General features: G+C 58.5%; 15 protein-coding genes and 1 pseudogene. 6 read left to right on the top strand and 10 right to left on the bottom strand.

The genetic code is table 11. The features are described from left to right. Positions 1-234: 234 nt before the first annotated feature. The 6 genes from argB to phoU form a co-directional block, all read right to left on the bottom strand. On the bottom strand, positions 235-1,134 hold the full coding sequence (argB, locus tag IQ254_RS22370; RefSeq protein ID WP_193968367.1) for an acetylglutamate kinase: 900 nt from the start codon (positions 1,132-1,134) through the stop codon (positions 235-237). Positions 1,135-1,179: 45 nt separating this feature from the next. After that, positions 1,180-1,743, bottom strand: a complete 564-nt coding sequence (locus tag IQ254_RS22365; protein ID WP_193968366.1) for a shikimate kinase — start codon at positions 1,741-1,743, stop codon at positions 1,180-1,182. A gap of 294 nt (positions 1,744-2,037) precedes the next feature. Further along, complete coding sequence (locus IQ254_RS22360; protein WP_193968365.1) at positions 2,038-3,126, bottom strand: hypothetical protein; 1,089 nt, start codon at positions 3,124-3,126, stop codon at positions 2,038-2,040. 72 nt (positions 3,127-3,198) lie between these two features. Further along, positions 3,199-3,843 carry a flavin prenyltransferase UbiX gene (locus IQ254_RS22355; protein WP_193968364.1) on the bottom strand — a complete coding sequence of 215 codons (645 nt, stop codon included), beginning with the start codon at positions 3,841-3,843 and terminating at the stop codon, positions 3,199-3,201. A gap of 196 nt (positions 3,844-4,039) precedes the next feature. Further along, positions 4,040-6,430, bottom strand: a complete 2,391-nt coding sequence (locus IQ254_RS22350; protein ID WP_193968363.1) for a ribonuclease R family protein — start codon at positions 6,428-6,430, stop codon at positions 4,040-4,042. Between the two features lie 477 nt (positions 6,431-6,907). Next, a complete protein-coding gene (gene phoU, locus IQ254_RS22345) occupies positions 6,908-7,573 on the bottom strand; it encodes a phosphate signaling complex protein PhoU (protein WP_193968362.1) in 666 nt (221 codons plus the stop codon). 254 nt (positions 7,574-7,827) lie between these two features. Between phoU and psaM the strand changes: the two genes are divergently transcribed. Next, positions 7,828-7,923, top strand: a complete 96-nt coding sequence (gene psaM, locus IQ254_RS22340) for a photosystem I reaction center subunit XII (RefSeq protein ID WP_193968361.1) — start codon at positions 7,828-7,830, stop codon at positions 7,921-7,923. Positions 7,924-8,048: 125 nt separating this feature from the next. On the opposite strand, the gene pyk is transcribed toward psaM, so the two are convergent. Continuing rightward, the gene (gene pyk, locus IQ254_RS22335) at positions 8,049-9,836 is read right to left on the bottom strand and encodes a pyruvate kinase (protein ID WP_193968360.1); all 1,788 of its coding nucleotides are present in this window, start codon (positions 9,834-9,836) and stop codon (positions 8,049-8,051) included. Positions 9,837-10,144: 308 nt separating this feature from the next. On the opposite strand from pyk, the gene crtR reads away from it, so the two are divergent. Next, positions 10,145-11,032, top strand: a complete 888-nt coding sequence (gene crtR / locus IQ254_RS22330; protein ID WP_193968359.1) for a beta-carotene hydroxylase — start codon at positions 10,145-10,147, stop codon at positions 11,030-11,032. Positions 11,033-11,056: 24 nt separating this feature from the next. Here the strand turns inward: crtR and IQ254_RS22325 are convergent, their stop codons facing one another. Together IQ254_RS22325 and IQ254_RS22320 are read right to left on the bottom strand one after the other, a co-directional pair. Beyond that, a complete protein-coding gene (locus IQ254_RS22325; RefSeq protein ID WP_193968370.1) occupies positions 11,057-11,407 on the bottom strand; it encodes a DUF1176 domain-containing protein in 351 nt (116 codons plus the stop codon). Positions 11,408-11,496: 89 nt separating this feature from the next. Then, the gene (locus tag IQ254_RS22320; protein WP_193968358.1) at positions 11,497-12,036 is read right to left on the bottom strand and encodes a hypothetical protein; all 540 of its coding nucleotides are present in this window, start codon (positions 12,034-12,036) and stop codon (positions 11,497-11,499) included. A 154-nt stretch (positions 12,037-12,190) separates the two neighbouring features. On the opposite strand from IQ254_RS22320, the gene IQ254_RS22315 reads away from it, so the two are divergent. From IQ254_RS22315 to IQ254_RS22305, 3 genes are all read left to right on the top strand, one after another. Then, positions 12,191-12,874 (top strand): response regulator transcription factor, encoded by a 684-nt coding sequence (locus IQ254_RS22315; RefSeq protein ID WP_193968369.1) that lies wholly within the window; start codon positions 12,191-12,193, stop codon positions 12,872-12,874. After that, positions 12,871-14,271, top strand: a complete 1,401-nt coding sequence (locus tag IQ254_RS22310; RefSeq protein ID WP_193968357.1) for an ATP-binding protein — start codon at positions 12,871-12,873, stop codon at positions 14,269-14,271. Before IQ254_RS22315 ends, IQ254_RS22310 begins: the two co-directional genes overlap by 4 nt. 132 nt (positions 14,272-14,403) lie before the next feature. Further along, the gene (locus IQ254_RS22305; RefSeq protein ID WP_193968356.1) at positions 14,404-15,195 is read left to right on the top strand and encodes a TPM domain-containing protein; all 792 of its coding nucleotides are present in this window, start codon (positions 14,404-14,406) and stop codon (positions 15,193-15,195) included. A 17-nt stretch (positions 15,196-15,212) separates the two neighbouring features. Here the strand turns inward: IQ254_RS22305 and IQ254_RS22300 are convergent, their stop codons facing one another. Further along, the gene (locus IQ254_RS22300; RefSeq protein WP_228040991.1) at positions 15,213-17,429 is read right to left on the bottom strand and encodes a GAF domain-containing hybrid sensor histidine kinase/response regulator; all 2,217 of its coding nucleotides are present in this window, start codon (positions 17,427-17,429) and stop codon (positions 15,213-15,215) included. 168 nt (positions 17,430-17,597) lie between these two features. On the opposite strand from IQ254_RS22300, the pseudogene IQ254_RS22295 reads away from it, so the two are divergent. Beyond that, positions 17,598-18,155 (top strand): annotated as a pseudogene (locus tag IQ254_RS22295) (cobaltochelatase subunit CobN); the annotation flags it as partial.

Here is an 18,155-nt window from a genome sequence, read left to right as displayed (position 1 = left end):
TGGTTTGGTAGGATGCAGGAAACATATTGGTTTAGGGGAGCTGCACTGAGGCTCCCTATTTTTTGTCCCCTTTATTGTCTCAAAGCCCTGTACCGCATGACGTTGAGTACCCTTGTCACCCGTTAAGGGCAACGTCATGACCTTCGACAATATTCAGCAAGCCTACGGTCAAGGGCTACAGACCAGCTCGGCGACCGCCGCCTACGCCAATTTCTTTTGCTAGAACACTGAGCCTTAGCCTTTGAACTCTGAGGCCACAATCATCGAACCGATACCTAAGTCAGAGAAAATCTCCAGCAGCAGGGCATGGGGCACACGGCCATCGACAATGTGAGCGGCACCGACTCCCTGGGCCAGCGATCGCACGCAGCAATTTACCTTCGGAATCATGCCGCCGGCCACGACCCCGGTTTCAATCAGCTGCCGAGCCTGTTGAATATCCAGCTTAGGCAGCAGGGTTGAGGGGTCTTTGTAATCTTCTAGAATGCCCTTGGTATCGGTGAGTAGAATCAGCTTTTCGGCCCCCAGGGCGGCAGCGAGTTCCCCGGCTACCGTGTCGGCGTTAATGTTGTAAGCCTGGCCGGTCTCGTCGCTGGCCACGCTCGACACAATGGGAATGTAGCCTGCCTCCACCAGGGACTTTACAATGCCGGGGTCAATACTGCTCACCTCACCGACAAACCCGACATCTGCGGCCCCCTGGGGACGAGCCATAATCAGGTTGCCGTCTTTGCCGCAGAGCCCCACGGCCTTGCCGCCCTCTTGGTTAATCAACGACACCAGTTCTTTGTTGACCCGGCCCACCAGCACCATTTCGACCACATCCATGGTGGGGGCATCGGTCACCCGCAGCCCGTCTTTAAACTGAGGCTCAATGCCCAGCTTGCCCAACCAGATGTTAATCTCGGGACCACCGCCATGCACCACCACCGGGCGAATGCCGACACAGGCCATGAATACAATATCGCGCACTACTCCAGCCTTGAGGCTGCCATCTTTCATCGCGGCCCCGCCGTACTTGACCACAATGGTACGGCCTCGAAACTGCTGAATGTAGGGCAGCGCCTCGCTGAGAATGCGAACCCGCGTAGCCTCGGTCTCGTTGACGGCCTGAGAAGAAGCAGACTGAACCATAGTGCTGTTGAAATTGAGGGCAGAGTTGAGATTGCCAGTAGTGTATCAATTGAGCACAGCAGAATCAGCCTCCGAGCGAATTCTTTCGGCCACCAGCGTTAACACCCGGTCGGCGATCGCAGCCACCGTCTCGGTTGCCGCTACTTCGACCCGCACATCGGCCTGGGCATAGAGCGGTTGGCGATCGGCCACCAGCTGAGTGAGTTTACTATCCCAGTCTTCTCCCTGCAGGAGAGGACGCCCCAGATCACCGACCAGCCTGGCTTGCAGCACCGCTGTCGGGACATCTAGCCACACCACAATGCCGTGGTGCAGGTAGCTCCAGTTGTGCGGCTGGATGACAATGCCGCCGCCAGTGGCAATCACCAGTCGCCGGTAGGCCGCCAGTTCCTCTAGTACCTTGCTCTCCAGTTGGCGAAAGGCCCCCTCTCCCTGCTGGGCAAAGATCTCGGCAACAGACTGGCCAGCGGCGGCTTCGATCACCGCATCGGTATCGAAGAACTGGTAGCCCAGTCGATCGGCGAGAGCCGCACCAGTACTGCTCTTGCCCGCTCCCATCATGCCGACCAGATAGAGGTTAAGGCCGTTGAGTCGCTCGATCAAAGTCATGGAATATAGATCATCGAATGAGAACAGAAAGGCGATCCGGGAATGGGGTTCTAGGTTCACCCTCGGGCTCCTCCCGGATTTGGGACTCGGGGTATCCGCTTCAGCCGAGATGTTGGCAGGACTTGGCAGGTAGGAGTCAGGAGCCAGAAGCCAGTATTGTCAGTCCTTCTGGCTTCTGGCTCCTGGCTTCTGTCTACCTGATGACAGCCATGTCCTGCTTTGAGTCAATGCCCCAATTCCGACTCGTTGGTGAACTAGGCATGATGGTTTTCCAGATCCCAAAAGCATCTTCCATTAAGGTGTTAGGGCATCATCGGCGTCATCCCAGTCGTCGCCTGCGCCATCGTCACGGCCCTCTGGAGGCACAGCATCGGCGGCGGCGGTGTAAGGAGGCACAATCACCCGATAGTCGGCATCGACAACACCATCGTCAGCTATCTCTGGATCGCCTAGAGGGGTGTCGTCTCCACCCTCGTCAAACTCAGCCCTGTCGCCCGCTGCGGGCCCATAGCCAGCCCCAGAGTCATGATCGCCATAGAGGGTATCATCGGGGGGCGCATAGATATTGTCGGCCTGGCCATCGCGATAGCTGTAGGAATACAGCGACCCATCTCGATAGACCCGACGAGGGGGTTGGCCACTTTCCAGGTCGCGGTGGGAATCTTGATCCCAGCCCTGGTTAATGTCGTCGAGGCTATCTTGCACCGGGCTGGCTCCAGGGGCGGTGTAGGGGCGATTTTCTAACCCGTCCCAGTTGTCGTCTAGAGCCCGGAGCGACTCATTGACCTGTTGCTGCTGCTTAGCCTGACGCTTGCTGCTGCTAAACCAAGTGGTGACGCCGTCGATAATGCCTGCGGCCCCAGCGCTTGAGGTGGCCGGGGCGGTTTCGGGTTTAGGGGCCTGACTGAGAGACTCCCAATCATTCCACTGGCCCGGAGACCTGAGGCTGTTCCAGGCTCGCCAGTTGGGGTCAGCAGCGGCGGGGTCATCGCCAGGGTCGCCATCACTAGCCACAGGTGAGCGCTGCGATCGCGGTTGCCGGGGGCCAGGAGCATTGTAGGGCGGCGGGTTACGAAAATCTTGGCTAGCCGCATTGGCCGCGCCCGAGGACCCCGCTGACGGCTCATAAAACGCCTCGGGCCGATATTTGTAGGCCTTGGAACGCCCCCCTGGGGTACCGCCAGCAGACCCCAGCAGGGCGGTCAACACTAGCGTGGTCAATGCCCCCAGGGCGATCGCACCCACTAGCCAAAGTCCCAGGGGTAAGGCCTGGGTACTGCCCCCAAAAAACACCAGGGGCAGAGACGTAGCCAGGTTTTGCAGTCCCAGCAGCAGCACTACACCGACCACCAGCAAGACCACGATCAGACGAATTGTCGTCATTGGGCCGCCCTATAAAACCATCCCGTCCATCCTATCGCGAGTCGTGGGGACACCGCGTTAGTCCCCGCCCCATCAGTCGTGGGCCAGGTGGCCCTGCCAACGGGTTAGGGGTACACAGTCGATGTCGAGCTGATCGAGGGCGCGGGCCACCACAAAATCGACCAGATCATCAATCGTCTGGGGCTGGTGATACCAGGCCGGAATGGCGGGCACAATGCGCGCGCCCGCCTCAGCCAGGGTCGTCAGGTTGCGCAGATGAATCAGACTAAAGGGGGTTTCGCGGGGTACCACCACTAGCTTGCGCCCTTCCTTGAGCTGCACATCAGCGGCCCGCTCCAGCAGATCAGAGCTGAGGCCCGCCGCCAAACGCCCTACCGTACTCATGCTGCACGGAATAACCACCATCCCCGCCGCTCGGTACGACCCGCTGGCGATGGTCGCCCCCACGTCACCCCAGGGGTGACAGCGCAGCTTACCCGCGGTGGGCACCCCCGCCTGGTCGCGCCAAAATTGTTCTTGTCGGTCGGGGTCGAGGGGCATATGAATGCCCGACTCGGCCTGCCACACCATCTGGGAGGCCTTGGAGGCGACCAGATCGACCACGCCACCGGCATTGAGCACGTGCTTAAGAGCATGCACGGCATAGATCAGGCCTGACGCTCCGGTCACCCCCACGATTAGAGGGCGAGCGGAGGTGAGGGTTGCAGATGGGGACATTGGGAGGGGAAGGAGTGGATGGGTGGGAGAGTGGATGGGTGGGAGAGTAGACTTGGATCATGACAGGCCTATTTAGCGGCTTTCATGGCACGGGCTCACCGACTGACCTGTTTAATCCTAACGACTCTGTACCCGGAGGGCCGCTGTCGCCAGGCTAATTCGCTCCTCCCATCCACCCATCTACCCATCCACCCGTCTACTCACTCTCATCCTGGTCGCGATCGCGGCTATCGATGAGGTCGCCGTTGTCGTCGTCGCTATAGCCGTTGTCGTTGTCGTCATCTTCAGATGCCTGACTACCGCCCCCGACGGCGACCAGGTCGATCTGCTGGCGGTAGTAGTCAACGCTTTTAACCTGCACATCAACCTTGTCACCGAGACGATATTGCTGGCGGTTTTTGCGGCCCACTAGCTTTTGCTGACGGGCGCGATACTCGTACCAGTCGTCTTTGAGGGAGCTGACGTGAACCAGACCTTCGACCAGGAGCTCTTCGATTTCCACAAAGAAACCGTAGGACTGCACGCCGGTAATCAGCCCGTGGAAGACTTCGCCGGTGTGCGATCGCATAAACTCGGCTTTTTTCAGACCCTCCAGGTCTGATTCCGCCTCCTGGGCCAGCCGCTCGCGCTCGGTCAGGTGAATGGCAATGCGGGGCAGGTCGTCTTCTAGCTCGTGCTGAATTTCGGGGGGCAGCACGTTCCAGTTGACCTGGCCGTGGCAGGAGCTGTGGCGCAGATTGGCCGGATCTTTAGACCGGGTCGAGCGGCGATCGCGGCCCGACTCAAATACCGCATGGAGAATGCGGTGCACCAGCAGATCGGCATAGCGCCGCGAGGGGGAGGTGAAGTGGGTATAGCCATCGCTCAGGGCCAGACCAAAATGCAGGGCGGCCTGGGTGCTATAGAACGCGGGCTGAATGGTTTCCAACAGCAGGTAGGTGAGAATTTTTTCCGCTTCCGAGGCGGCAAACTGTTCCACAAACCGCTGGTAGTCTTTGGGTTGGGGGGCCGCTTCATCTTCCAGGGAGAGCTGAATATCCATATTTTCAGCCAGTTTGACCAGCTCTTGCACATCGCTGGCCTCGGGAGCCCGGTGCAGACGGTAGATGGTGGGCACGCCTAGGGCCTTGAGCTGCTGCGCAATTAACTGGTTGGCCAACAGCATACATTCGGTCACGATCTGGCGCGACGGTAGGCTGGTTGCCGTCACCATCACCCCGAGCAGCCCCTCGTCGTCGTACTGAAACTTAGGCGATCGATAGTGGGCTAGGGTTTCCCCGGCATCAGCCGGAAAGTCGTACTCAGGCAAATTGAGCTCAAAGGACCCCCGATGCAGACGCTGGCGTTTAATCGCCTGACTCAGATAGAGCAGGTTATCCATCAGGTCATAAATTGGCTCCAGCGCCTTCAGGGTCTTGGGCTTAATGCCCAGGCTCTTAATCAGGTCAGAGTTGTCGCGCTCTAGGATCGCCTGGGCCTCCTGGTAGGAGATCTGGTGGTTGACTGACACTACCGTGGGCTGCACTTCGTACTCCAGCACTGCACCAGTGTCGTCGAGGGTGACCAGTACCGAAATCGCCAGGCGATCTTTACCGGCCAGCAGCGAGCCGAGGGGGCCCGACAGCGGTGGCGGCAGCATGGGAATCACGTCGTCTCCCAGATATACCGATGTGCCACGCTTGGCGGCTTCCTGATCGATCGGCGAGTAGGCCGCTATGTAATGGGAAATATCGGCAATGTGAATACCCAGCCGCCACTGCCCGGCCTTGGTGCGATCGAGGGTGATGGCATCGTCAATCACCTGGGGGTTGGGGCCATCGATGGCGATGGTGAGCACTTCGCGCAGATCGACCCGGTCTTTGAGATCGGCTTTACGCACCCGAGTGGGCAAATCTTGGGCCGCCGTCATCACAGCGTCAGAAAACTTGCGGGGCAGGTCGTGCTTGCAGTAAACAATGTCGATGTCGGCGGCAGCTTCGGCATCACTCCCCAGCACCTGAGCGACTTTCCCCAGGGGGGGATGCTGCCCCAGGGGGTAACGAACGATTTCTACGTGGGCCAGCTGATCGACGGCTTCGGCTAGGCTAGAACCATTTTCGAGCAGAGATAGCTCAAACAGCAGGCGATCGTCGAGGGGCACCGCCCGGTAGTCTTCGTCTTCTTGCTTGACCCGGGCCAGCACCGAGGCATTGGCCCGCTCTAGAATCAGCTGCACTTCACCCTCGGGGCTGCGACGGCGGCTGCCTTCTTTGGTCACTTTGACCAGTACGCGATCGCCGTTCCAGGCGGTGTTGAGCTGGCTCTCGCGCACATAGATATCGTCGGCCCCTTCTTCATCTTGGATGGCGAAGCAAAACCCCTTACTCGAGCAGCGCAGCTTGCCCTCAACGACATCTTCAGCTAAGTCTCGACGATACTTACCGCGCTCTTTAACCAGCACTCCCACCCGCTCTAGGGCATCGACGGCGATCTGGAGGTCACGCTGGCTGTCATCGTCGTTGCAGTGCAGCTTTTTTTCTAGAGACTTGAGGGTATGGGTCTTATCTTTAGCAAAACTCGCCAATAAGGCCGCAATCGAGAGTTCCATGTAGCGACTGATTCCTAAAAACTGTTCGTGACTGGGATGCCCCGGGCCAGGCCAGATCGTCTGCTTGCGTCGGAGCGGCGGCGATACTTTGCCTGTGGCAACGAGGCAACGCCACAACGTGAGCCGGGCCTGAAGCTAGTGCTGAACCCGATCCAAACCATGGTCGCTGTGGCAGGCTAGTGGCAGGCTAAGGACACCAGATCCCTGGTTTTCGCTTCCAGCTATGGCCGAAAATACCACCGACAGACCGGGTAACCAACGCTCAAGTGTACCTGCTAAGACCGCAGATGAACCTGACTCAGGGCGAAATTGCACATCCCGCAGGCTCATAGCCAGAACTATGCCAACCGCCGGGGGGCACTATCCCTTTCAGTCTCTCAGGAAACGGGACGCTGTCAAACCTTTTTGTCAACGACGGGCAACGTTTTGTAAAGTCGCCGCCAGTCGGAGCTGGCCAATAGCGGGTGAAACCCTAGTTCAAGTGCGCTCCCCGGTGACGATATAGGCCACCCGTTTGCCAATGTTGGTGGCGTGATCGGCAATGCGCTCTAGGTAGCGAATTACCAGCACTAGCAGCACCGTAGGCTCTACCGACCCCATCAGGTTGGTCTGGTAGGCCAGTAGGCTATAGAGATCGTCGTAGTCGTCATCGACCGCGTCGTCTTTTTGCTTAATCTCTAGGCCCGACGCCGCATCTAGATTAGAGACTGACAGCAGGCTCATGGCCACCATCGAGCGGCAGCGGTCAAGCATGGTTTGCACCCGCCCCATCAGCGGGTGGGCCGGGTAGGGAAAGAGCTTAACCGCTACCTCGCCGATATCTTCGGCGTAGTCGCCAATGCGTTCTAAGTCGCGCACCATTTGCATAAAGGCCCCAATGCGGCGCAGTTCTGCAGCTCCTGGCACCTGCTGCGTGAACAGATGCATGCAGTCGAGCTCAATCTGGCGATAAAACTGATCGACCTGCTTGTCATGGCTTTTGAGCTTGTGGGCGGCATCGAGATTGCGATCGCACAGCGCCTCTCGAGCCAGCACGCAAGAATTCTCCACTAAAGCGCCCATGCGCAACAAATCTCGCTGCACCTTGAGTAGCTGCCGTTCAAAGTCGCTGCGTATCGGTTGAGTCTGTTCTACGTCAAGCATGGCTGAGGCCCATCGTCAAAGAGCAGCCGTCAAGTCATTAAGTCAAGTCATTAAGTTTATCAAGCTGAGCCGGTTAGCGTTAAATTACTTCTCTGACTCTGTCGCCACTAGCGACCCATTAAGCTCTGTAACAGTTAGCGCCATTAACCTCGATAAAGCTCACGTCTTAGTTAACAATCTGTCTAGACCCATGACCTCATCGCGAGGTCTACGGTTCACTGAGTATGATTCACTAAGCCTTGAGGAGTATTTTTATGCCCCTTTCAGATACCCAGATTTTTGTGGCCCTAGCGTTAGCTCTTCTGCCTGGTATTTTGGCATTTCGCCTATCTACTGAGCTTTATAAATAGGTTAAATCGGGGTTTATTTTAACCCCTGGTGCCATAGTTTAAGCTAGTTAGTTCAAGCTTACTGGCTTAAACCGACTAAAGGGGGCGGCAATATATTGCCGCCCCCTTTAGTCATCACCTCTGGGCTAAAAACTCATGGCGGGTTCGTTTTTAATGGGCCCCAGGGCCCCGGAGTAGATCAACCCCCGCCGCGTATCGAGGGTGAGAATGCTGCCGTCGCGGATAATGCTGGTGGCATTTTGTACTCCTAGAATTACCGGTACCCCCAGCCGCTGGCCGATGACCGCCGCATGGCTAGTGGGGCTATCGTCTTCGGTAATGATGCCGCCAGCCCGGCGAATCGCCTCGACAAAATCGGCGTTGGTGTGGGGCACCACCAAAATTTCGCCATCGTTGAAATTGCTGATCTCAAGGCTGTTGTGAGCCACCCGCGCGCGGCCACTGACCGAGGCTTCGCCAATGCCCACCCCACGCCCTAGCACCGCCGTCACCACGTCCACTTTGACCAGGTCAGTAGACCCCGACACCCCCTGTAGAGTGCCCGCCGTTAGCACCACCAGGTCACCGTCATGGAGCAGCTCTTTCTCTTGGGCCACGCCCATGGCCGCCTGAAAGGTCTGGATGCTGGAGGGTAAGTCGAGCACCAACAGCGGCCGCACGCCCCACACCAGCTGCAACTGGCGGGCCACATGCACGTGGGGCGTCACCGCCAAAATCGGCGTCTCGGGTCGATACTTCGACACATTGCGGGCGGTGGCACCGGACTTGGTTAGAGTCATAATGGCAGCGGCATCGAGCTGGGCAGCAATGCGCCCCACCGCCTGGCTAATAGCGTTGGGAATCGAGCGGGCGCCGCTGCCCTGGCGATCGCTCAGGGGCAGGCCCTCCTGTTCGGTGCAGACCGCCACCTTGGCCATGGTCGCCACCGCCTCCACCGGGAACTTGCCCACCGCCGTTTCATTGGAGAGCATCACCGCGTCGGTGCCGTCGAGAATGGCGTTGGCAATATCAGATACCTCAGCTCGGGTAGGGCGCGGGTTTAACACCATACTGTCGAGCATCTGGGTGGCGGTAATCACCGGAATCCCCAGGGAGTTAGCCATGGCGATCAGCCGCTTTTGCAGAATTGGCACCTGCTCCGCGGGCAGCTCGACACCCAAGTCGCCCCGGGCCACCATCACCCCGTCAGACAGCGACAAAATTGCCTCCATCTGCTCAATGGCCTCGTGCTTTTCAATCTTCACGATTACCGGCACATTCTTGCCGGCACCGGTAATGATTTCCTTAATTTCGAGCACGTCCTGGGGGTTACGCACAAAGCTCAGCGCTACCCAATCAACCCCCTGGTTGAGGCCAAACAGCAAATCTTCCCGGTCTTTATCCGTGAGTGCCTTCACCGAGAGATATACCCCCGGAAAGTTAACCCCCTTGTTGTTAGACAGGGTGCCGCCCACCACTACCCGGCAGTGGAGTTCTTGGGTAGTTAAATCCACCGCCTCCACCTGCATTTCTACCTTGCCGTCATCGAGCAAAATCGTGGCTCCGATCGGCACCTCCTGGGCCAGTTTGTCGTAGGTAACGCAGGCGCGCTGCTGGCTGCCCACAATGATGTCGCTGGTCAACACAAAGGGGTCACCCTTGGCCAGCTGAATTGAGCCCTGCTCAAACTTACCCAGGCGAATTTTGGGGCCCTGGAGATCTTGCAAAATGCCGACGGGCTGGTTGAGCTCAAAGGAGATTTGCCGAATCAGGCGAATGCTGCGCTGGTGGTCGTCGTGGCTACCATGGGAGAAGTTCAGCCGCAGGGTAGTGGCCCCAGCCTCAATCAGCGATCGCAATACATCGGCATCTTGGGTGGCAGGGCCGATGGTGGCAACAATTTTGGCCCGACGAAGGGAACTGCGCAGGGGCATAGACGACCTCTACTGAGAGTAAAACAATACCGACCGGCGGCGGCGTAGCGCTGAAAGGTCAGTGGCCATAGAGCACAGGGATACTAGCACAAATGCCATAGCGCAAAGCTCATTAGCCTTAAACCAGCCAGAAATTCTGGCATTTGGCCAGGGCGTAACACTATGCCTAGGGGCTAACGCCACCGTAGCCTAGCAGCACGGTTGGCGACGCCCTGAGAACATGCCTTTGGTACCTACGTCACAAAAGTTTATTATTCAGACGTCGTAACGTATACTACCGAAGGCTACTGGTGTAGGAGCGATGCATCATGTCGGCGGCAGCTGAGCCCCTGACGATTAGAAAGACGGTACCCCCTGAGTTGCTCAAAACTGAGGGGGGCTTAAGTCTCAATACCCTCATGTTTATGGCCTCCGTTGGGCTAATAAGCCTGTCTACGGTGGGTTATTTTTGCTGGCACTGGGTGGGCTGGTGCGTATTTTTGATGAATGTACTGTCGCTGCACCTGGCAGGGACAGTGATTCATGACGCCAGCCACAACTCGGCCCACCACAACCGCACGGTCAATGCCATGCTGGGCCATGGCAGTGCCCTGATTTTGGGCTTTTCGTTTCCGGTGTTTACGCGGGTACACCTGCAGCACCATGCCCACGTCAATGACCCTGAAAACGACCCTGACCATTTTGTGTCCACGGGTGGGCCCCTATGGCTGATTGCAGCGCGGTTTTTTTATCACGAGATCTACTTCTTTAAGCGGCGTCTATGGCGCAACTGGGAGCTGCTGGAGTGGTTTTTGGGCCGACTGGCGGTGGGGCTGCTGGTGTTCACAGCCTGTCAATTTGACTTTTTGGGCTACATTTTTAACTATTGGTTTTCGCCAGCGCTGGTGGTGGGTATCGCCTTGGGGTTGTTTTTTGACTATTTGCCCCATCGCCCCTTTGAGGATCGCGATCGCTGGAAAAATGCTCGGGTGTATCCCAGCCCTATTCTGAATTTGCTGATCATGGGGCAAAACTATCACCTGGTACACCATCTGTGGCCGTCGGTGCCCTGGTACAAGTACAAGCCCACCTACGAGGTGATGCGGCCACTGCTCGACCAGAAAGGGTCGCCTCAATCGTTGGGCTTACTGCAAATGAAAGATTTCTTTGGCTTCCTCTACGACCTGGTGCTGGGGATTCGGTTTAAGGGCCATTAGCGCTGCGGTTGTAGCTGATTCCCTCTAGGGATAAATCTGGGGATAGTCGGCGGGCTTGATGAAGTCTGCTGCCGCATCCATACATTCCTGATAGCGGTAGGTGAGGAGCTCCAGTTCGCGGCCCGTCCAGTGGTACTCCGCCAGCGAGCCACAGTCCCCCAAGCCACGAGCTTTGCTAAACACGGTCAGCTCCGCTGAGGCACCATCAAAATCGGCTAGACCGCCTATCGTAGGGTCGCTGGTGCGGGTCATCTGGCCCGCCTCGTCAGGATAAAACACATCGAGAGTAAGTGGCTGTAGGGTGCCATCGGGCTGATACACCCCGTAGGTGTAGACCAACTGATAGGCGGCTCTGGCGCAGACAATTTCAACCAGGGCGCGATCGCCCTTAAACCCGAGTGGGGTCTCTCAACGTTGAGAGACCCCACTCGGTCAGCATTACCTGGCCTCACTAGAGCCCCAGACTACTGGGCAGGTTGCTGCCCGGGCTCGGGGCTAGGGGGCATGTTATTGCGCAGCGCCTCCTGCAATTCGGTTTCGCTGATCCCGAGCTGAGCGGCGGCAGTGGCTAGATCGGGGCGTTCTGGGCGCTCGGCGGGCAGCCCTAGGGCAGTCTGGAGGTCGACTTCGCTGACGCCCAGCTGAGTTGCGACGCTGGCGAGGGCGTCCCCACGGCCACCGCGCTGGGGATCACCTTCGGCTCCGGCAGCTTGGCGCTGCTCTCTCACCGCTTCACGAGCGCTAACCATAGCCTCGCGCAGATCGGTTTCACTGACGCCCAGTTGAGCCGCAGCGGTGGCCAGGTCAGGGCGTTCTGGGCGCTCAGCGGGTAGGCCCAGAGCGGCTTTCAAGTCGGCTTCGCTGACGCCTAACTGGGCGGCGGTCGCCGTCAGGTCAGGGCGGTGGCCGCGGCCATGGTGCTCGGAGCCACCCTCGGGGGTCTGCTGGCTAAAGGCGGCTAAGCCCAGGCCGCCGACTAAACCCGCCGCGAGGAGAGCAGTCATCAATGAACGATTAAACATGTGCATAGCGTTCCAGTGGTTTAAGGTTGACGATTTCCATTAAGCCTGGGCACGATGACAAAACCATGACCGCTACATTACAGCTTTGTCATTCTTCTCACCCAGGGACGGTGCTAGGCTGGGAATCATCATGGGAATGACCATTTTACTCGTCGAAGACGAGGCCAAAATTGCCAGTTTTGTGGCCCAAGGCCTGCGAGAGCAGGGGTTTGTGGTTGACACCTGCGACCACGGCACCGAGGGCTATACCCTGGCCGCCGATCGCGACTATGACGTGGTGCTGCTCGATATTATGGTGCCGGGCATGGATGGGCTGGCCGTGCTCAAGGCCCTGCGCGCCGATGGGTACAGCGTCCCCGTAATTTTGATTACCGCCCGCAACGAGCTAGACGATCGCCTGGTTGGCCTTAACCTGGGGGCCGACGACTACATTGCCAAACCCTTCTATGTCGAAGAACTGGTGGCCCGTATCCACGCGGTGGTGCGGCGCAGCAGCGGCGACCGGCAGAATTTTTTGACCGCTGGCCCCCTGCGCCTCGATCGCATCACTCGCGAAGTCACCGGGGGCGATCGCCGGGTCGAGCTAACGGCGCGGGAGTTTAACCTGCTGGAATATTTGATGCGATCGCCCGGTCGCGTGTTCACCCGCACTCAAATTTTAGAGCATGTCTGGGGCTACGACTTTAACCCCACCACCAATGTGGTCGATGTCGCCGTGCAGCGCCTGCGCAAAAAGCTCGACCCCGTCGATGCCGCCCATTGGGTGGAGAGCGTGCGGGGGGTGGGCTATCGGTTTCGGGCACCGGAGGGTGACGGGTGAAACGACCCTCCCTGCGCCTGCGGCTGGCCCTCTGGTCTGCGGTCCTGGCCGGGGGCGCGCTGCTGGGGTTTGCGCTGCTGTCGAGCTGGCTGATTTACCAGGCCAAACTCGACCGCCTCGACGCTCGCCTAGTCGGCCCCATCCCCTTCGGTCTCCCTGAACAAGGCAGTGAGATCCCGGTTGGCCCCGAGGTCGGTCTGGCCCAAGAGCTAGGGCTGACCAATGCCTCAGAGGTAGGGGTCTTGATGATGAATCGGACTGGGAAAGTGGTCTATCAGTCTCCCCAATGGCCCCTGCCATCGTTCTCGATGCCCCCAGTGGGAGATGCCCCCCAGCGGTTGACCCGTCAGGGAGCACGCCAGATTGTTACCCTGCGTACCCGCCAGGGTCGCTGGCGAGTGGCGGTGCGATCGACTTCAGCCGGGCAGATGGCGATCGCGGCCAGCCTCAATGCTCTGCACCAGGAAATGATTACCCTCCGCCGCATCTATGGCTTGATTATTCCAGCGCTGCTGCTGGCCATTGGTGGGGGTGCCTGGGGGTTGGCCGGGCAGGCACTGCAACCGGTGCGGCAGCTGGGTCAGCGCATGAACCAGGTGACGGCCCAGGGCTTAGACCAGCGGCTGTCACCTGCCGGAGACCCGGAGTTTGCGCCGTTGATCGCGGCCTTTAACGCCATGCTAGAACGCCTGGAGCGCAGTTTTCAGCAGGCCCTGCGGTTTAGTGGCGATGCCGCCCACGAACTCAATACCCCCCTCACCATTCTCCAGGGCGAGCTCGAGCAGGCCATTCACCAGGTCGAAACCGGCTCGCCAGCCCAGCAAACCCTGAGTCAGCTGCTCGACCAGGTGCGCCAGCTCAGTAGCATTGTGCGCAAGCTGCTGCTGTTGTCGCTGGCCGACGGCGGCCAGATGAGTATTCAACGCCAGCCCGTGGATCTAAGCGCCCTGGTGCAAGACCAGCTCGAGGATCTGGCTTTGCTAGCCCCCGATCTGACCCTCAAGGCTGAGATTGAGCCGGGGCTGATGGTGTCGGGCGATCGCGATCTGCTGTACCAGGTCATCCAAAATCTGATTACCAACGCCGCCAAATACAACCTGCCCCAGGGCTGGGTAGGGGTTACTATCCACCGCCAGTCGCCGCAGGTCGTACTCACGGTGGTCAATGCTACGCCCCCCCTCACCGCCGCTGAAGCCAGTCGCCTGTTCGATCGGTTTTATCGGGGCGAATCAGCCCGCGCTGCCCAAACCGAGGGCTTGGGCCTGGGCCTGAGCCTGGCCCGCGAACTGGCCCGCGCCCACGGTGGCGATCTGGTGTTTGTCCCCGGTGCGCCCGATGCCGCCCAGTTCGACCTGCACCTGCCCGCTCACCGAGCCTCAACAACAATCAAATCTTAGATTTATGTAAACAACTGTTAACAAAGGTATAGACTAGGTTAATGAATATGCCCACTATTAGCCTTATTTACCCCAGGCGGTGGGTTGGCAGTTTGCATTGCGCTCAAATTTATGTTTTTACGGCAAGCCAGTATGAGAAAAGTGCTGAGGGTTTTAGTTGTTTGTGTTGTCAGTCTTTGCGTTTGGCTGCCCACGGCACCCGCTTTAGCCTTCGACAACCCTAACCTCTTGCCCAATAAAGAGACCTCTGTGATTGATTTGGCCAAGTCGCTGACCTCTTATCAAGAAGAAAGCCTCGACTCTGAACTGGCTCAGTTCGCCACTGAAACCGGCTGGAAACTGCGGGTGTTGACCCAATACGATCAGACTCCAGGCCGAGCGGTCAAAGACTTTTGGGGCCTCGATGACCACAGCATTATGCTGGTGGCTGACCCCCGTGGTGGCAACCTGCTCAACTTCAGCGTCGGCGATGCCGTCTACGACCTACTGCCCCGCACCTTTTGGATTGAGTTGCAAACCCGCTACGGCAACCAGTTTTTTGTGCGTGAAAACGGTGAAGGTAGTTCAATTTTGAGTGCTCTAGATTCGATTCAAACCTGTCTGCGCCAGGGGGGCTGTAATGTGGTGCCCGGCCTACCCCAGGAGCAGTGGGTACTCACGTTGATCACCTCAATTGTGGGGGGCGTGATCTGTGGCTTTGCGGCCCACCCTCGCAAACCAGGCCAGGTGCTGGCCTGGCAATGGGTACTGATTTTTTCCCCGCTATGGGGCATTTTGTTCATTGCCTTTGGCATCGGCCCGGTAGTGACGCGTACCAGCGACTGGCTGCCCCTAACGCGCAACGTGGCCGGCTTCTTAATTGGGGCACTGGTGGCCTATCTGACGCCGGCCTTGGGGGGAGAGGAGCCCAATTCGGAGACCTAGGCAACGGCAAACGCTGGCTAGGGGGTGAGCGGTTGGGCGGCCATAACGGTGTTGACCTTTTCTAGTAGACGCTTAGGGTCGATAGGCTTGGTGACATAGGCATTGGCGCCAGCCTCCAGGGCCTCGGTCACCGGGGGGCCAGTTTCAACATCTAGCAGGGCAAGGATCTTAGGCCTAACGATATCTGTCGCCCGATGCAGGGCCACGATGATATCTTTGCCCTCGGCACTGGCTAGGGTCAGGCTGGTAATGACCGCCGCAGGCTGTAGTAATCTGACCTGGTCAAGGACGCGGGATCCATCCACAATCCAGATCACCTGATAGGCGGCGGCGGTGAGCATGTCGCAGATCAGGCTAGCGGTTTCTTCGTTATCTTCGACCAGCACAATGCGGCCTACGGTGGGTTCGGCGGTCGTAACAGGCTCAGCCTCAGGCGGATCGAGGGGCCGCTGGAGCGGAATTCTGACGGTAAAGACGGAGCCGAGCCCCACTTCAGAACTAACTTTGATGGAGCCGCCGTGGAGCTCTACCAGTTGCTTGGTGAGGGCCAAGCCCAGCCCTGTGCCCGGATGCTCGCGCTGGCGGACGTTTTCGAGCTGCTGAAATTTTTCAAACAGCAGCGGTTGGGCGGCAGGGGCAATGCCAATGCCTGAATCTTCGATTTGAAAGACCACGTCACTTTGCTCTCGCCGCACCCGCAGGGTAACGTTGCCTTCGGCAGGGGTGAATTTAATCGCATTGCTGATCAGGTTGGCCAAAATTTGTCGCACTCGTCTGGGGTCGGCGACAAAGGTATCTTGGCCATCGGCTAGCTTCAGGTCGAGGGTAATCTCAATGCTGTTGTGGGCGGCTTCGCTGCGAAAGGCATCGACGCTCTGGCGGCAGATAGAGGCCAGGGAAAATTGCCGAATCTCGAGCACGGTGCGTCCGGCTTCGATCTTGGACACATCTAGAATGTCGTTGATGACCCGCAATAGCTGCTCACCGCTGGACTGAATGGTGTTGAGATAGTCACGCTGGCGGGGGGAGAGGTCGCCGAGGGACCAGCGCAACAGGGTGGCCGACATGCCAATGATGTAGGTCAGGGGGGTACGGAGTTCGTGGCTCATGGTGGCCAAAAACTCGCTTTTGGCTCGGTTAGCAGCCTCGGCGGCCACTAGGGCATCGTGCAGGTCTTGGGTGCGCTCAATCACACAGACTTCAAGGTTTTGAGTCTGGCGCTGGAGCTGTTGGTAGAGTTGGGCCTGGTTGATGGCGATCGCCAGGTGTTCGGCAATGTGCTGCAACAATTCGGTTTCCCAGGACTGCCATTGGCGCTGGTAGTCGCACTGGTGCACAATCAACAGACCCCAGAGCTGCTGACCGACCAAAATGGGGGCGATCGCCTTCGACTTGACCTGCATCTGGCTCAAAAATCGCAGCATGCAGGGGGTATGGGGATAGGCCTGGACGACATCGTCGATGGCGATGGTCTGCCCCTGACGATAGCGCAAACCCAGATGAGGGGCCTCGGGATGGCTTTCAAAGCAGAAGTTTTCGGCGTAGTTGAGCACCGAGGTGAGGTGATCGCCCGATCGCGACTCGTAGGTGATATAGCCTGTCACATTGGTGGCGGGGGTCAAGCTCGGATCTTCGCCCATGGGTTTGACCGCTGTCGATGGGCTGGGGTCAAACTGGTAGATCAACAGTCGATCGGCCTGAAGAAACTGACGCCCTTCGGCCACCGTGGTTTCAAGGATTTCGTTGAGTTCCAGGCTGCCCTGGATTTTGGTGATCACCTGATTGAGCAGCAGACGGCGCTCTTGCTGGCGGTCGATCACCGACTGAGTTGCTGCTGGAGGTGGGACCTCAGCAGCATTGGCCTCGGCACAGGCCTGCAGCCAGGACAGCATAAACTGGCTCAGCGCGGGCAGCGTGGTCGGGGCGATCGCCTGGGTCGGCGTCAGCGCCCGCTGGGCGAGGAAAGCCTCGATGGGGGCAACCTCGGTGAGCAGGCTCACCACTGCGCGATCGCCGTTGGGGTCCTCAGCTTGGGGCTGAGTCATCACGACCACCGCAAGGGTCGGCCCCAGCAGACACCAAAAGCTCTCGTCAGCCGACTGAGCAGCACCATCGACTTCTGTAAGGAGCACCAGCTGGTGCTCCTTACAGTACTGGCGCAAAAACTGCCCTAGGACTACCAGTGCAGCTCTAGGCATCACCTGTGCGGTGCCATAGTGGTTAGATTCAGGCATTCCTTTTAAATATTGAAACCGCAGGTGCCCAGAGCAATGAACTGATCCCAGGCTGTGGCCCAGGTTAAGGCTTAAATCGTTTGCAGAACTTATGGTAGCTGTCGTTTGGGTCTAACCCTGGCTTACACTAGAGTTCCTTCAGATTTGTCGTTTGGTTAGATTTCGCCCATGCATCGCTTAGCGGCTACCCCTGGCGGCTGGACACCGGACACTGAGGGCGTGATTTTTGTCGAGCAAACCCCGGCGCCGCTGGTGTTTCTCACCGCTGCCGATACCGAAATTCAGAGCTTGGCGCGGGTTAACTGGCCCGAGGATTTTCCGGCGTTGCGGGTGGCGAATCTGCTTCAACTTCAGCAACAGTTGGCCATCGATACCTACGCCGACGATGTGCTGCGCCACGCTCAGATGATTGTGATTCGTTTGCTGGGGGGCCGAGCCTATTGGCCCTATGGGCTTGAAGTGGTGCGAGCAATCGCCTCAGATACCGGAGCAGCGCTGGTGGTGCTACCCGGCGACGATCGCCCAGCCCCCGACCTGATCAGCCACTCGACGGTGCCGCTGACGGTGGCCAACCGACTCTGGCGCTACCTCAACGAAGGCGGCATCGAAAACGTTCGCAACGGGCTACTGTGGATCTGCGATCGCACAATCCACACCGCCTATATCCCTCCCGAACCCCAGCCCATTCCCAAAGTCGGAATCTACCCTCTATCTGGTCTTGTACTC

This window comes from Nodosilinea sp. LEGE 07088, from assembly GCF_015207395.1.
Classification (GTDB): domain Bacteria; phylum Cyanobacteriota; class Cyanobacteriia; order Phormidesmidales; family Phormidesmidaceae; genus Nodosilinea.
Note: the sequence above shows the minus strand (reverse complement) of the source record. Positions and strands in the feature narration are given on the sequence as shown.